The organism is Mesobacillus thioparans (assembly GCF_965138835.1).
Classification (GTDB): domain Bacteria; phylum Bacillota; class Bacilli; order Bacillales; family Cytobacillaceae; genus Mesobacillus; species Mesobacillus thioparans.
Genome location: NZ_CBCSFH010000012.1, coordinates 65,869 through 81,408, shown reverse-complemented (window position 1 = coordinate 81,408; position 15,540 = coordinate 65,869). Strand labels below are relative to the sequence as shown.

16 protein-coding genes and 1 tRNA gene are annotated in these 15,540 nt (G+C 40.6%); 11 read left to right on the top strand and 6 right to left on the bottom strand.

Features of this window, described 5'->3' with window-relative positions:
* Window positions 1–78: 78 nt before the first annotated feature.
* From ACNAZ4_RS17990 to ACNAZ4_RS17970, 5 genes are all read left to right on the top strand, one after another.
* Window positions 79–777, top strand: coding sequence for an ABC transporter ATP-binding protein (locus tag ACNAZ4_RS17990; RefSeq protein ID WP_415816645.1), 699 nt, complete (start codon window positions 79–81; stop codon window positions 775–777).
* Entirely contained in the window at window positions 767–2,110 is a 1,344-nt protein-coding gene (locus ACNAZ4_RS17985) for an ABC transporter permease (RefSeq protein WP_415816643.1), read from the top strand. The genes ACNAZ4_RS17990 and ACNAZ4_RS17985 overlap by 11 nt, the downstream gene beginning before the upstream one ends.
* Window positions 2,111–2,217: 107 nt before the next feature.
* Entirely contained in the window at window positions 2,218–2,565 is a 348-nt protein-coding gene (locus tag ACNAZ4_RS17980; protein WP_415816640.1) for a hypothetical protein, read from the top strand.
* Window positions 2,566–2,677: 112 nt separating this feature from the next.
* Window positions 2,678–4,036, top strand: coding sequence for an amino acid permease (locus tag ACNAZ4_RS17975; protein WP_415816638.1), 1,359 nt, complete (start codon window positions 2,678–2,680; stop codon window positions 4,034–4,036).
* 38 nt (window positions 4,037–4,074) lie between these two features.
* Window positions 4,075–4,527, top strand: a complete 453-nt coding sequence (locus tag ACNAZ4_RS17970; protein WP_415816636.1) for a YndM family protein — start codon at window positions 4,075–4,077, stop codon at window positions 4,525–4,527.
* Window positions 4,528–4,576: 49 nt separating this feature from the next.
* Here ACNAZ4_RS17970 and ACNAZ4_RS17965 read toward each other — a convergent pair whose 3' ends face one another.
* From ACNAZ4_RS17965 to ACNAZ4_RS17955, 3 genes are all read right to left on the bottom strand, one after another.
* Window positions 4,577–5,221, bottom strand: a complete 645-nt coding sequence (locus ACNAZ4_RS17965) for a phosphatase PAP2 family protein (RefSeq protein WP_415816634.1) — start codon at window positions 5,219–5,221, stop codon at window positions 4,577–4,579.
* 617 nt (window positions 5,222–5,838) lie between these two features.
* Window positions 5,839–5,912, bottom strand: a tRNA-Arg gene (locus ACNAZ4_RS17960).
* 130 nt (window positions 5,913–6,042) lie between these two features.
* Window positions 6,043–6,855: a YitT family protein gene (locus ACNAZ4_RS17955; protein WP_415816632.1), complete on the bottom strand. Its 813-nt coding sequence runs from the start codon at window positions 6,853–6,855 to the stop codon at window positions 6,043–6,045.
* 198 nt (window positions 6,856–7,053) lie between these two features.
* On the opposite strand from ACNAZ4_RS17955, the gene ACNAZ4_RS17950 reads away from it, so the two are divergent.
* Window positions 7,054–7,311, top strand: a complete 258-nt coding sequence (locus ACNAZ4_RS17950) for a DUF1292 domain-containing protein (protein ID WP_415816630.1) — start codon at window positions 7,054–7,056, stop codon at window positions 7,309–7,311.
* An 83-nt stretch (window positions 7,312–7,394) separates the two neighbouring features.
* On the opposite strand, the gene ACNAZ4_RS17945 is transcribed toward ACNAZ4_RS17950, so the two are convergent.
* Window positions 7,395–8,288 (bottom strand): YitT family protein, encoded by an 894-nt coding sequence (locus tag ACNAZ4_RS17945; RefSeq protein WP_415816628.1) that lies wholly within the window; start codon window positions 8,286–8,288, stop codon window positions 7,395–7,397.
* Between the two features lie 222 nt (window positions 8,289–8,510).
* Here ACNAZ4_RS17945 and ACNAZ4_RS17940 point away from each other — a divergent pair, with 222 nt between their 5' ends.
* Window positions 8,511–9,656 (top strand): cation:proton antiporter, encoded by a 1,146-nt coding sequence (locus tag ACNAZ4_RS17940; RefSeq protein ID WP_415816626.1) that lies wholly within the window; start codon window positions 8,511–8,513, stop codon window positions 9,654–9,656.
* Window positions 9,657–9,724: 68 nt separating this feature from the next.
* Here ACNAZ4_RS17940 and ACNAZ4_RS17935 read toward each other — a convergent pair whose 3' ends face one another.
* Window positions 9,725–9,931, bottom strand: coding sequence for a YwbE family protein (locus ACNAZ4_RS17935; protein ID WP_415816624.1), 207 nt, complete (start codon window positions 9,929–9,931; stop codon window positions 9,725–9,727).
* A 95-nt stretch (window positions 9,932–10,026) separates the two neighbouring features.
* On the opposite strand from ACNAZ4_RS17935, the gene ACNAZ4_RS17930 reads away from it, so the two are divergent.
* The 3 genes from ACNAZ4_RS17930 to ACNAZ4_RS17920 all read left to right on the top strand — a co-directional run bounded on the left by ACNAZ4_RS17930 (window position 10,027) and on the right by ACNAZ4_RS17920 (window position 12,510).
* On the top strand, window positions 10,027–10,743 hold the full coding sequence (locus ACNAZ4_RS17930; RefSeq protein ID WP_415816622.1) for a hypothetical protein: 717 nt from the start codon (window positions 10,027–10,029) through the stop codon (window positions 10,741–10,743).
* Between the two features lie 153 nt (window positions 10,744–10,896).
* On the top strand, window positions 10,897–11,745 hold the full coding sequence (locus ACNAZ4_RS17925; RefSeq protein WP_415816620.1) for an STAS domain-containing protein: 849 nt from the start codon (window positions 10,897–10,899) through the stop codon (window positions 11,743–11,745).
* Between the two features lie 15 nt (window positions 11,746–11,760).
* Window positions 11,761–12,510 (top strand): Cof-type HAD-IIB family hydrolase, encoded by a 750-nt coding sequence (locus ACNAZ4_RS17920; RefSeq protein WP_415816618.1) that lies wholly within the window; start codon window positions 11,761–11,763, stop codon window positions 12,508–12,510.
* A gap of 49 nt (window positions 12,511–12,559) precedes the next feature.
* On the opposite strand, the gene ACNAZ4_RS17915 is transcribed toward ACNAZ4_RS17920, so the two are convergent.
* Window positions 12,560–14,239 (bottom strand): glycosyl hydrolase family 28-related protein, encoded by a 1,680-nt coding sequence (locus ACNAZ4_RS17915; protein ID WP_415816616.1) that lies wholly within the window; start codon window positions 14,237–14,239, stop codon window positions 12,560–12,562.
* A 181-nt stretch (window positions 14,240–14,420) separates the two neighbouring features.
* On the opposite strand from ACNAZ4_RS17915, the gene ACNAZ4_RS17910 reads away from it, so the two are divergent.
* Entirely contained in the window at window positions 14,421–15,443 is a 1,023-nt protein-coding gene (locus ACNAZ4_RS17910; protein WP_415816614.1) for an FUSC family protein, read from the top strand.
* The last annotated feature ends 97 nt before the right edge of the window (window positions 15,444–15,540 follow it).

Here is a 15,540-nt window from a genome sequence, read left to right as displayed (position 1 = left end):
AAGTATCGCCTATTTTTTTCGTCTCATTAGCTGGTAGATAATGAATAATATTCAAAAAAATGTATTAGGAGTGGAAGCATGATCACAATTAACCATTTAAGTCATGAATTTGAAATTGGTAAAAAAGGGCGAAAGACAGTCATCCCAGTTTTGAAGGATGTTTCGTTGCAAGTCAGGAAGGGGGAAATCGTCACGATCGTTGGCAGGAGTGGTTCGGGCAAATCCACGCTTCTTAATCTTGTGAGTGGCTTCATCCGTCCAAAACAGGGTGATATAGCCATCAATGGAATCAAAACATCAACATTGTCTGAGGCGAAGTTTGCAGATTTCCGGATTCAGCATCTCGGTTTCATCTTCCAAAGCTTTCAGTTGATTACAAGTATGACTGCCTATCAAAATATTGAGCTGCCATTGATTTTAAAAGGTGTGAAAGAGCAAGAAAGAAAACTTCGGACAAGTGAAATTCTAGATATGGTTGGATTGGCAGACTATCAGGATCATTACCCCGGAGAACTATCAGGTGGTCAACAGCAAAGAGTGAGTATTGCCCGCGCACTGATTGTCAATCCTCCGATCATTCTAGCGGATGAACCGACTGGCAGTCTGGATTCGGAAACCGAAGAGGATTTGCTCAGGTTCATCAAAAAGTTGAATAAAGAACTTGGCATCACTTTTTTGATCATTACTCATGATGAAAAGGTTGCAAAAATTGGACACAGAACGATTGAATTAAAGGATGGAAGAGTTGTTGAGGAGGTAATTGCAAATGAGGCTTAAAGACCAATTCCGTTTTGTCAGGCAAAACATGAAAAAGAACAGGACAAGGCTGTTCATGACCATCCTGGCTACTGCAATGAGTGTGGCATTCCTGATCGTTCTTGCTTCCGTGGGATTTGGACTTCACAAATCAATCGTCAAAGAAACTTTGGAAAGAAGAGTTGTAACAGAAATCGAAGTCCCGGGGAAAGAGGATTCTCAAAATGGTTATAAACAGCTGGATGAAAAGGATGTTGCTTTTTTTGAAACAATTAAGGATGTCAAATCTGTTACCAGAAGGAAAAACCTCCAGGATTATCAATTTGAAATTGGTGAACACCAGACCAATGCGCGGGCAGTTGTTGCCGATATGCCTTCTGAAACGAAGGCAGGACTAGAATTATCAGAGGGCCATCTTCCAAAATCAGCTAATGAAGTGCTTGTTGGGTATCATTTTGTTGAAGCTTTGCGTCCTGAAGTTGAAACAGAAGATATATATAATGAGAACGGCCAGATAAAAGAAGAATATCAATACAAAGGTGAACTTATAGGAAAGAAAATCATCATGAATGTCATCAAGTTTGAAAAGGGCGAAGAAATAAAGGAAAAGTTGGAAGTTACCATTGCAGGAATCCGCAAAAAGCCCACGAAGGAATGGGTCTATGACAATGTGGTATTTGTTTCCGATGGGGTTCTTAAGCAAGTAGAGGAGTTTACAGGAACGCCACGGGGAATGATGAAGGACCCGAACAATCCAGACATGGAGCTCCCAGCCATAGCAGCAGACCATTTTGACGAGGTTAAAATATACGCTAAAGATATGGAAGCAGTCAAAGATATTACCGTTAAGCTAGAAGAGAACAATTATCCATCCCATTCTGTGATTAATGAATTGAAGGATGTGAATGTAATGTTCACGATCGTGAAGGCTGGACTTATTTTCATCGGAACGATTGCCATCATCATAGCCTCGATAGGAATTTATAACACAATGACCATGGCCGTAACTGAAAGGGCTCCAGATATCGGGATCATGAAAGCGATTGGTGCCAATCCAAAGACTATCAAAAGGATCTTCCTGCTGGAAAGCAGTTATATAGGCTTGATCGGAGCATCGATCGGCACGCTCGTGGCCTATGTTATAAGTATGATTGTTAATTTTGGCTTGCCGATCATCATAAAGCAGGCATTTGGTGAAGAGCCGCCAGAGGGCTTGATATTTAGTCATATTCCCTATACATTGCCAATAATCAGCTTCATAATTTGCTACCTTGTCACAATCCTTTCAGGTTTGCGTCCGGCACAGAGAGCCACAAAGGTAGATGTGCTCCAGGCTTTGAGAAGAGAGGTATAAAAAGTCAACCTGCATCCTTAAAATTCGCTGATAGGATATGTAATGAATAGATTTTCTATGTTTGGAAAAATCTAATCCTATCGACCATTTTACAGGGGGATAAGGATATGTCAGTCATTGTCATTCAAACATTTGAATTGAAACAAGATAAGTTTCCGGATGGGATTAAGAATCTGCGCCTGATTCAAAATTTCCGGAATGAACATTATGACCATAGGGTGGAGCTATTGTCCCCGATCTCAGGCGAAGACCATACCTATGCATTGGTTTCCACCTATGAAGGATTGGCGGAGATGGAGCTTCAAAATAAGAAAATGTTTGAAGATGAGGAGTATAAAGAGCTTGTAGGCGAATTCTTTCTCGAGAATATCGTGCAAGGAAGCATGTATACACAGTTGTATCGCACGATGACCGGATTAAGCAAGGAATCGGAAAAAGATAAAGGAAAAAAATAGTAAGGGAAAAGTCGATCCTTCGGGATTCGGCTTTTTTTCTGCCCATGAAAGTCCTTACATAAAAAAGAGGCGATACTCGAATGATAATCTTATCGAGAAAGGGGCGAAAGGAATGGATTTTTTTCTGCCGTCTGTTAAAGCAAAAGGCGGGTGTAACTCGAATGAAGGAGATCTAAAATGGTGGCAATTATCCCTTATCGGTGTGGGATGTACAATAGGCACAGGTTTTTTCCTTGGTTCTGCAATTGGAATCAACATTACCGGACCGTCCATCGTTATTTCCTTTATCCTGGCGGCAATTGGTACGTACCTGGTCTACAACTTATTGGCCAAAATGACAGCTGAAGATCCTCAGGCTGGTTCTTTTTGTTATTATGCCAATAAGGCTTATGGAAAATGGGCTGGTTTTAGCTGCGGCTGGAATTATTGGAGTTCCAATATCCTGATCATGGGAAGCCAGTTAACTGCTCTATCGATTTTATCCCAATTCTGGTTTCCTGACATCCCTTTATGGATTTTCGCAACAGGTTATGCTGTGCTCTCCATCGGTGTGGTCCTGACTGGCAATAAAGGTTTTGATAAGGTGGAAGATTTGCTGGCGGTCATAAAAACAGCAGCCATCATTATGTTCATCCTTATTGCCGCAGCAGCCCTTTTCGGATTGTTCAACCTTGATACGCATAAAGTATATACGCCAAACTCAGCTCAAAAACTCTTTCCTGGAGGCATAAGAGGCTTTTGGTCATCTTTGATTTACGCTTTTTATGCATATGGAGGAATAGAGGTAATCGGATTGATGGCGACAAGGCTGAAGAATAAAGAAGATGCCCCAAAAGCAGGGGTAATAATGCTGATTTTACTGGTGGTTGTCTATGTACTTTCTCTGGGCCTTGCTGTCATACTGGCCGCACACGGGGCATTTAACGATAAGGAAAGTCCGTTTGTGACTGCTCTTGGTCAATTCAAGCTGGATTTCTTTCCGCATGTCTTCAATGCAGCAATTATCCTTGCAGGCTTTTCGACCATGACGGCTTCATTATTTGGAGTGACAACCTTGCTCGTCACACTGGCAGAAGATGGTGATGCTCCGAAGGTTTTCGCCAAGAAAATCAAGAAGTGGAAACAATTGCCGCTTCCGTCGCTAGGTCTTGCAGTGGTGGGACTGGTTGCTTCCATTGTTACCGCACTGCTGCTTCCAGGAAAAATTTACGAGTATATAACTACCGCCGCAGGAATCCTGATTTTATTCAACTGGGCTTTCATTATCCTGTCAGGACTTAAATTAGTTGAATTGAAGGTCTGGGGTAAGATACTCTCATTTTTTGGGATACTCCTTATTCTCGCTGCCGTTTCAGGAACCCTTGCTGAAAAAAGCATTCGGATGGGCTTTTTTATCAGCCTAATCGTTGTGGTAGTTATAGGGATGATCTCAGTTATCTTACAGAGAAAGGTATGGAATAATGCTAATTGAGCCAAATAAGTCCAAACTTTAAATTGGAGGAAATGAAAGTGAAACACCTAAGAGCCATTGCTGTAAAATTCATCGCAAGCTTTGCACTTCTTTACGTGATCCTTGGTGCAATGTATGATATGTCATTTACCAATGTACTATTGATTTCCTTATTGCTCAGTGTTGTTTCGTATGTTATAGGCGATTTATTCCTTCTGCAAAAGACCAATAATACGATTGCAACTTTAGCAGATTTCGCACTTGCCTTCATGATCATTTGGGTTGTGGGGGAAAGCTTGACCTATGGAGAAAGCTTGTTGCTTCCATCACTGATATCGGCAGCAGGAATCGCCATATTTGAATATTTCTTCCATAAATATGTTTCAGGCAGGACTTTGGAAGAAGGACATGAGGAATTCAGGGCTGCAAATTATCGATTCCAAATTGAAGCAGCTGAAGAATTATCTCCTGTCAGACCGGATGTCAGGAGTGAAGAAGATGCAGATAAATAAAGCAAGCGACAAAAAGCTATTAATTGCAGCTTTTTGTCGCTTGCTATTTTTAATCTTTAACGTAAACAGTTTCTGTCCTTTTTGAAATCTTATATTCCAATACATCAAACACTATGCCATATATGAAAGATGTCAAGAACATGGATCCGAACATATCAAGGATATAATGTTGTTTTACAAATAGCGTGGAAATTATGATCAGGGATCCCATTAGCGGAATGAAAATCTTGTGGATCATATGCTTGTTTTGGATGTGCAGACTGCCTAGAATGATTGCGAAGGTGGTCAACACATGTATACTAGGGAACGCGTTATATGGTTGGTCATGGCTATAGATCATTCCCACGAGGTCTGTAAAAATGCCATCCCCTGCCAAATGTGGCCTCGGAACCGTCGTCTGGAAGAAGAAATAAATCAGGAAACAAATTAATTCTCCTATGGCGATCAATGTTAAAGTCCTCATGTAAATCTTCGTGTCCTTATACCAAAAATAAAGGAGATATCCGAATATAAAAGCGTACCAGATGATATAGGGTACGATAAATATCGGAAGGAAGGGAATCACTTTATCCAAATCAGTTGAAAGGATCACTGCCTCCCTGGGATTGTTATTTATAAGTTTGTAAATCATGCCCAATACTGGCATGACCAGTAAAAATAAAAGATAAGGCAGATCTTTCTTTTTATTTTTCATATCGTTTCCCCTTTGCTGAGTTGCTCATGGTGTATAAATACCACAAACAATCCATTTTAATCCCCGGTTAAAAGTTTCCTTTGCTCCAACCAATTATATAGACGCGATTAAATAAGTCTTAGTTCCAAAGTTCTTGAACAAATATGTTATTTATTTTTAAGCTCTGTTAATCAAGGCTGTTGATTTTCGTTCCAGGCGCTTCGCTTTCCGCGGGAAGAATATGAAAAAGACCAACTGCCGTCTTTTTCATAAACAATTCTTCCTCGGGGCTGGCGCTGGGCCTCCTCGTCGCTTTGCTCCTGCGGGGTCTCATCTGACCAGCTGCGCCCGCAGGAGTCTGCGCGCCTTCCACTACAATCAACAGGAGTTAAAACCAACATTGGGCTTTAACAGAACCTATTTTTTAAGAAGGGGTATTTTAGAAAGAAGTTTTATTAAATATCTTATTCTATTTCTATTGCTTAATAAGGAAGGTAAGAAGGTATGTTTTTATAATCGGAGTCAAGTCGGCCTATCCAAAAAGCTCGGAACGAACCAATTGGCTTAGCCTGTGAGTTTAAATAATTGAAGTATCTGATACAAATAAAAAACCTTGATTAATATCAAGGTTTTTTAAGCGTCCCAGAAGAGATTCGAACTCCCGACCTACAGTTTAGGAAACTGTTGCTCTATCCTACTGAGCTACTGGGACAAGATTTTGGTTTGTGCATTTCAGCGACTTAATTATTATATGATGAATTCAATGAAATTTCAAGATAAATTTTCCTGTAATTTTTTTTTTAGGAATCAAGAAGCTGATCGTTCAGCTTCTTGATTGGTATTTAATGTTGTTTTCGATGGAAAAGACCCATTACTTCCAGGGTTTCGGTTATATTTACAAATGCTTCTGGGTCGATTTCTTCTATCAATGTTTTTACTTCTGTTAGTTCATACCTGGATATGACCGTAATGATGACGTTGCTTTTCTCATTGGAATATCCGCCAAGAGAGTCTATTACCGTTACACCCCTATAGACATTTTTTAGCAGATGCTGCTTCACTTCCTCGCCTTTTCTGGTAATGATCATCAAGGTTAGCTTCACATGATGAGTATGCACTTTATCAATCACTTTTCCCAGTACGAAAATGGAAACAAGCGTATTCAATGCAGCATCCCAGCTGAATAAAAAGCCTGATAACAAAATGACAATAGAATTCATCGCAAACAATAGCGTTCCCATCGGGAAGTCTTTACGTCTTGCCAGAAGCATTCCGATGATATCGAATCCTCCTGATGAACCTGATGAGCGAAAGATTATACCAATTCCCAAACCGACAATTGCCCCTCCGAAAATGGATGAAAGAATCGGATCTTCCGCTAGTTTGAATACTGGAATAACAAAAAGCGTGATGGAGATTGTAATGACGGAAAGGATAGTGTATAAGATGAATTTTCTTCCCAATTTCAAATAACCAATAATCAGGAGCGGGAAGTTCAATAAAAAATTGTAAATCCCTGTGTTGACGGAAGTTAGCATCGACAAGATGATGGAAAGACCACTGATTCCGCTGCTCATGATACCATGGGGAATCAGGAATAGGTTGAATGCAAATGCAACGATGATTGAGCCAAGAATAATTCCAGCTGTCTTCAAGAAGGACGCCTCCAAATTACAGTGTGTGAGACATATTATATAGGTGAAAATAAAGAATGGGATTTAAAAGTTTATTTTAAATTCATTCATTATTTTGATTTAGAAGTGTTATTTTCAACCCAAAATCGATGCTGAAAATTTATATCTCCGGCCAGAGAAGGGGAAAATAAGATGATTTAATGTTGGAGGTGATCAGTTATGGACCATGATTCAGTCAGGGACCTGGTAACTGTAAGGGATGATAGCGGAAATGAGAGGCAGTTCGAAGTAGAAGCATTATTCGAAATGAAAGGACAATCTTATGCAATGTTGAGAGAGGGAGACGAAACTGTGGTGATGAAAGTTGAGGACCATGGTGAAGACCAATTTCTCGTAGGATTGGAAAGTGAGGGAGAAAAGTCTAATTTACTGGATGCCTATCAAATTGCTGTTGATGCAGCTCCAGCAGAAGAATGATGAGGCTGTCAAAATCCTTGATGGTTAAACCAAAAGCCCAGATATGCTCTGGGCTTCTCTTATTTATGCTGAATAAATAATCGTTAATGGATATTTCGTTTTTTAAATCTTCCTCCGCGGACTTCCGCAATGTTTCCTACGGCAAGGAACGCAGTTTCATCGAGCTCCTCGACAATTGATTTTAGTTTTGCTTCTTCGAGACGGGTAATGACACAGAAGATCACCTTTTTGTCATCTCCTGTATATGCCCCCTCACCGGACAAATACGTCACGCCACGGCCGAGGCGGGCAAGGATAGCTTCACCGATTTCCTTATGCTGATCACTGATGATCCAGGCTGCTTTCGATTCGTCCAGTCCAGCAATCACGATATCGATAGTTTTAAAGGCGATGAAGTAAGCGAGAATCGAATACATTGCACGATCCCAGCCAAACACAAATCCTGCGGTCCCAAAAATGAAGATATTAAAAAACATGATGACTTCACCGACTGAAAATGGCAGCCTTCTATTTGCCAGGATTGCCAGGATCTCAGTACCATCAAGAGATCCGCCGTAACGGATGACTATTCCTACACCAGCACCGAGAACAATCCCGCCGAAAACGGTGGCAAGCAGCAAATCTTTCGTGAAAACGGGCCAATCATGGAGAAAACTGGTTGTCAAAGATAAAACGGTGATTCCAAGAAGAGTGGATAATGCGAATGTCTTTCCGATTTGTTTATATCCTATGAAAAAGAAAGGAATGTTCAATACAAAAATAAAGAGGCCGAGGCGCCAGCCAGTTAAATGTGAGAGGATGATTGAAATACCAACGATTCCGCCGTCCAATATTCTGTTGGGTACGAGGAATTCCTCGATTCCTACACCCATCATGACGGCTCCCAAAATGATGAAAAAGATTCTTTTGGCTAGTTTTGTTTTTGTTATACCCTTGTGCTGCTGCCGGGTAAAAGCTGCTTCTTGACTGCTGTTCATTTCTTCCCCCTAAGTCTTTCTACCGTTTAGAATATATAGTTTATTTTATCATAAAGGATTTAAATGGACTGTTTGAAAGTATCGTTTCATTAAATGGGTGAATATTCAAGCATACACATCCAGTCAGTGAGTAGTTCAATTTTCCAGTGTTGAATTGCAGAGAATTGGGTAGAAAATAGGATGATAAATGCTTTTAAATATACGAAAAGGTGATGTTTGGTATTGAATTTGACTCTGGGCATTGGATTATTTTTATTGGTGCTGTTCCTGATTGGCATGATTGGCATCAAGATCATCAAAATTCCTGATATATTATTATATATTTTACTTGGTCTGGTTTTATCCTTGGTTATAAAGGAATCCAAAGTAATCGAAGCAGCAGGGGAGATCGGATTGGTCCTGTTGTTTTTTATTCTTGGAATGAAATTCCCGCTTAACCGGCTGATATCGAACAGTGCCAGGGTATGGAAAGCTGGACTGCTGGATGCGGTGCTTGGGGTTATTGTCACGGCGGTGATCAGCTTCATATTCGGACTGGATTGGGTATCATCCTTGATAGTAGGAGGGATTGTCTATGCCACCAGTTCTTCGATCACCGCGAAACTGCTCGAGGACAAGAACAGGACTGAGAATAAAGAATCCGAGTTCATGCTCCTGATCCTGATTTTCGAGGATTTGATTGCTCCAATCCTTGTAACAGTTCTTATTGGGCTTTCGGGAAAAGGAATGACAGTTGCTGATTTTTTACTGATTCTATTGAAAATCGGACTTCTCGCTGGTATTGCCGTCTTTTTTGCGAAGGTTGTCTTTAAAAAGGCAGAATCATTATTAAAAGAAATCAACCAGGATGATATCTTCATCGTTTTGATTACAGGCATAGCCCTCACCTACGGGGGAGTTGCCATTATGCTGGGTCTGTCTGAGGTGATCGGTGCCTTTCTTGCTGGCATAATGCTTTCTGAGTTGTCCATCAAGGATAAGGTTGAAAAATTAGCACTGCCGGTAAGGAATATTTTTCTGCCATTCTTTTTCCTGAACTTTGGTCTTCACATTGAACTGACCAGCGACATTCCTTATTTAGGGCTGCTAGTGGTGCTCGTATTGTGGTCGTTGCTGTATAAATTGATTGTTGGCTTCATAGGAGGACAATGGTATGGCCTTTCTAGAAGCGATTCGCTAAAAGCAGGGCTATCTCTGACTCAGCGTGGGGAGTTTTCTGTCATTATTGCTGCACTCGCGACTGGTGAGTTAAAAGTTTTCGCGAGTATTTACATCTTGGTGATTGCTTTTATCGGAACAATCTTATTCCAGCTGGCTCCGCGATTGAATACATTGATTGTTGATAAAGTCAGAGAGAAAAAAAGTTAAGCATTAAAGGGGCAACTCCCTTTAATGCTTTTTTTTTTGCGGCCTGATAGGAGGAGGAAGAGATCCTTTTATTCGAGGATTTCTTTAACACGTCCGACCTGGCCGTCCGCCAGCCGCACTTTTATTCCGTGTGGATGAGTGCTGGAATTGGTCAGGATATCCTTTACCACACCATTAGTGAGTTTCCCGGACCTTTGGTCTGCCTTCAGTACTATATTTACTTTTACACCAGGCTTTATATCAACCCTGTTTTTTCCGTCTTTGCTGTTTACCATGATTTTTTCCTCCTGATTTTATCTCAAAGAATTTAGAGTATTCTATTCTACCATTATTTACATTATTATAAAGAAAAAAGCAAAGAGGGATGGACTTGAAGTTCTTGAGAATACCAGGGTTGATATTATTTATTTTATTGTTTGCCGCCATTTTTGTTTATTTTCAGCATATGCGAACAGAAAAATACGAAGGGCTTGACCTGATTCCGGAACGCACAGAGGATATCCCCCTGTATAGCGGCCTGGAGGCAGACAGCCCAGTCTATAAAATAAAGGGTGATCATTGGGATGAGATTTTGAATTTTTATGAGCATGCGCTTCCGCAAAATGGTTGGAATCTTATCATGAAGCAGGCCTCAAGTGATCCAGCTGAAGATGGAGCCGGCTTCATTTCAAACTGGGAAAAGGAAGGGAGAAAATGGGTGTTGTCAATCAGCGCATCCTATTTTAGAAATACGGACCAAACGGAAGTCACATTTGATAAAACCGAACCTTTAAAAGCTGCCAAATGGATCAATTCTGATGTGCCTGAGGTATGTATCAATGAACAGCCAGAGCGAAGTGAAGACTGCTTCAAGATGACTGACAGGAAAACAATCGATCGCATTGGAGAAATGATCAATCAAGCACCTGAAGCGGGCGGCCATCAACTTTTTTATAAAAATAAAAGCACAATTGAGTTTGGTGATTTGAAGATCATGGTCTATTATGATCTAGAAAAAGGGATATACTTTGTCTCTGATAAAGGAACTAAATGGATGAAGCCTGAGAGAGAGTTCTTTGAGTTGACGCGAATTTCAAAAGAATATTAATTAGACGAAAAGAAACCCCGTATCCTGCTCGGTACTATTTGACTAGGCCGACTTGATTATTTTCAAGTATCTTCAAGATTCATGGGGTTCAAGAGAGATTATTTTTTACTTAAGGTGTATTCTAATGATAATAAGTATTTGGCTATAATTATCATGAAGAAAAGGGAAGTGACCTTTGTGAATCCTACAGCTGCGGTAGCAAATGAATTACAACAAAATGCCGAAACAATCGCAAAGGAAATGGTGGATTCAATTATTGAAATGATTGGTGTCGAAATTCCAAAGCAGGAAATTGATCAGGCAATTGTTGTTTATACTGAATACCTTGGGTTTCTTGGTGACTCTATTAGGAATGCCGACGAGTTAACCTCGGTTGGATTACTGGAATGGAGCAAGGCAAATGGAGAGAGGGAGGCTGCCAGAGATGGCCGGATATCAGATATCCTTCTTAGATATCCTCCTACAAGATTGGTGTTCATCGATAAGATGGCAGAAATATGCCTAAAGCATGAAGTGGAAATTGAAGATTTTATCTGGATCAATAAAAGAGTCAACAATATGCTGGATATCAGTATCAATGAAACAGTATTTGCATTTGAAAGGCAAACCTCCAAACTAATGAAAGAAGTCCAGGACGAAGTGGATATTTTGTCTGCTCCAGTTGTACCGGTACAGGAAAATGTAGCGGTCCTTCCTTTAGTTGGAAAAATGGATCATGATCGGGCAAGATTGATCATGGAACGGGCAATCCCACAGGTTGCACAGGAGAAGGTCCAGTCATTAATCATAGACTTTTCAGGGATCGTAACGATAGATGCCGCGATTGCGAAGCATATTTTTGATATCCATAATATATTGCGCTTGCTGGGAGTGGACTCGTTCGCGACTGGAATGCGGCCTGAACTTGCACAGGCTGCCGTAGAAGGTGGTGTGGACTTCTCAAGGATCAATACATTCGCAACTGTCAAACAAGCAATTGATATGATTAATAACGACAATTGATGCGCTGTTAGGAGGATGGACTTGAACAGAAAAGAACTAGATATCAAATTAATCGCCCTCGATATGGACGGGACTCTTCTCAATGAACATCATGAGGTGACCGATGAAAATAGACAGGCGATCAAGGAAACTGAAAAAAAAGGGATAAAAGTAGTCCTCAGTACGGGACGAAGTCTTAAAACAGCAAGGGATTATGTATTATCGCTCGAATTATCATCCTATCTTGTGACAGTTAATGGCGGGGAAATATGGGGACCGGATGGTGAACTCATTGAAGTGAATCCGGTTGATACAGAACATATCCAATGGATGTATGAGCTGTCCAGGAAGCACAGGACTGGATTTTGGGCTACAAGCAGTGAAGACGTGTGGAGAAATGATATGCCAGAAGACTTGTTTTCACAAAAATGGCTCAAATTCGGTTTCCATATCGAAGAGGATGAGATCAGGGAAAGTGTATTAAAAGAGTTAAAGGATAAAGGTTTATTTGAAATAAGCAATTCCAGTCTGAAAAACATTGAAGTAAATGCATTAGGAATCAATAAGGCGAAGGGCTTGCAAAAGGTTAGCGAATTATTGGGGATTTCAATGGAAAACGTGATGGCAGTTGGAGACAGTCTTAACGACATTGCGATGATCACTGAGGCTGGATTGGGAATTGCGATGGGAAATGCCCAGGAAATTGTCAAGGAAGCGGCTGATGATATTACAGCATCGAACCGGGAAAGCGGTGTCGCTCAGTCAATTCGTAAATGGGTCCTTTAATGAATGGAGGAAGCAGTGGTGCACTGCTTCCTCTCTCTGTTTCAAATTATCAAACTGAAATCTCATTACCGGAGTTTATCGATATATTTTGCTTGAAGCCTTTTGACTGAATATCCTTTAACACGGACTCATCTCCAGCGATTTGTACAACTGTCCGGCCATTGACCGCCTCGGCGTAAACTTTTTCCACTGAGAATGTTTCTACACCCTTCCCGATTTCAATTGCTTTAGGTGCAGAATGGGTTGTGACCACATTGCGGATTTTGACATTGTCAGCATGATTGCTGCCGCCAAAAACCTTTATGTCTGTTCCAGCTTTTGTAAAACCGCTTAATTCTATATTTTTTAATATGACATTCCTTGCCCGGTACTGGATGGCTATGGCAGGATCGCCATTGTATTCGTAGGATGGGTCACCGATTGCCGTAAAATGGTTCACGGCTACGTTTTTATAGGCAGAAACAACCATCGCCCTGGGTGAAGAGTTTGCATAAAGTTCTGTTAGAATCGGATAAATCGAGACGATATTTGCTGCCATAATATTGATGGCTGTTTTGGATTCAGGATCGGTCTCTTTGTGATGACCGATATGCCTAAAATTATAAGAACGATTATCGTTCACGGATAGGTGGCCAATGATGACCACATTATTAGCGGCTGAAGAGGTATGATGTGCTTTGATTTCAATACCGCCAAAACATCTAGCGGATGAGTTGTTCAACAGCCAAACATTCCTGGAACCATCATCGATTTCGATTCCGTTGGAGTTCGAAAACCCCTTTTTATGTGCTTTTCCACTTGGATCACTCATGTGGCAATTTGAAATGAAGATGTTATCGCTATGATGAGTTGTTATCCCATCATCGCCAAAACCATAGCCAGTCAGATTGTCCAGCCAGATATACTCGCTTCCGCCGCGGGCTCTGTATCCATCCCCGTAGTAATTGTAGAGAGTCGAAGAAATATCGAAGCAGTGAAGCCCTGGGTTGATTCCTTCAACATCTTTCACCCAGCCGTATTTTACATTGGCATACAGCAGACAGCTGGAGTGATTTCCCCAGGTACTTGTTTTTTCGACATCTCCGAGACGTTCAACATTCCAGTCCAGTGTCATTCCGCTGACATAAATGTTGCGATTGCCCGTTCGGTGATGTTTATTCGTGACTAGTCTCTTTCCTTTAGGGGCAGAGTCATGAAGCTTGATGACTGTTTTACCTTTTCCGGCGCCGACAAGACTGGAATAGGAAGGCAGTTTTATTTCTTTCACGGCGAAAATACCTTCTGGTACATATACTTTCACATGCCCATGGCCAAGAGCCATCCTGAAGGCTTCTGTATTATCTGTGATACCATCTCCGACCGCTCCGAAGTCTTCGATATGAACCTCCCGATTGAGTTCTTTTACCAGATGTTTGTACTCTTCATTCAATTTTCCCATCCAATCAGGAAAGACATTGCCATTTGCGTCAACGATCGTGTCATAATACACAGTATCATCAAATGCGGATTTCGTTTGCAAAACCCGCCTTAAGTTAGTGCGGAAATTAGTGAATAAAGAAAATAGTTTTTTATTTGAATTCGTAATTAGCGGTTTGTAATCTGCACTTGCTTCCCTGAATAATTGATTTGTTTCACTGACTAATTGATCCATCGATAAGTTTTTCCCAGTGATACGTGAGATTAATTCAGCATTTTTCCTGGGGTCATGATTTCGATCTAATTTCAGCATCTTGTTCCCACCTTTTAAAAAAGCTGCTAGAATATTATTCCCGCTAAAGGGAAGGATAACCTCTTTGTATGGTAAAAACATGATTTTTAAGAGAGTGTAAAGACCCAAAAGAGTTTTTGTTCTGCTTATCAAGGTAAAGATAGAATAGATGGATTTTCTTTTAAGAGAAAGTGGGTTGTACATGATTACTCTAGGTCCAAGAGTGCTAAAAACAGGGATCGCAGTGGCCCTGGCATTATATATAACAAAATGGCTCGGATTAAGCCCGCCAGTCTTTGCGGCAATTGCAGCTACTTTTACCGTCCAGCCCTCGATTTATCGCTCCTGGAAACAAGTATTAGAGCAATTCCAGGCAAATTTGCTTGGAGCGATTATCGCTGTTGCCTCTATATATTTATTCGGAAACAACCCTATTGTCATCGGCCTAGTAACGATGATTGTGATTGTCATTAGCCTGAAGCTTAAAATGGAAAGTTCAATATCGTTAACGGTTATTACTGTTTTGATCATGATGAGTTCGCAGGAGTTTGAGGGAATCATTACAGCAGCCAATAAGTTCCTGATCGTCCTTGTTGGAATGGGATCAGCATTCCTTGTGAACCTTACTGTTTACCCGCCAAATTTCAATAAACATTTCACAGACAAAATGGAAAGCAGCTTTAAAACCTTGTCTTTGTTGATCAGGACTGCGATTTCCAATGAACTTACGGAAAAGACTTTTCAGAAACAGTGGAGAGAGCTGCGAAAAGATATTGCCAAGTTGGAAGAACTATATAAATTACTCGATGAGGAAAGAGAGAAAATTTCCAAAGTCAAATCTCTTGATGTAAGGGAGCTTGTAGTGTTTAAGCAAATGCTTGCCTGCCTTCACCATGGAATGAGACTTCTTGATATTGTCGAAGACCATTTCTTTCAAAGCAGGCCACATAAAATGGAGACAAACGAGTTTGATGGCCATCTGGAAGAACTGATTCATTACCATGAAATGATCCTCTTGAAATACTCAGGAAAAATCAAGGAATTTGAAGTGGAACAAATGGTCCAGGAGAGTGGATATTTCCTGGAAACGATTATGGAAGATAGGGCGATGGGACGAAGTGAAAGACTGCGGCTTACAATAATAGGAGCAGCGATTTATGACTATGCCTTCCAACTTGACAGACTCCATGATTTGATCGATCAGTATCAAAAAAGAAAAATATAATCTATAAAAAATGCGTTATTCATTAATTGAAACAATTAATATGTATTGTTGCCTATCAAGAAAAAAGGAGAAATTTAGCAATAAACTATTCCATTTA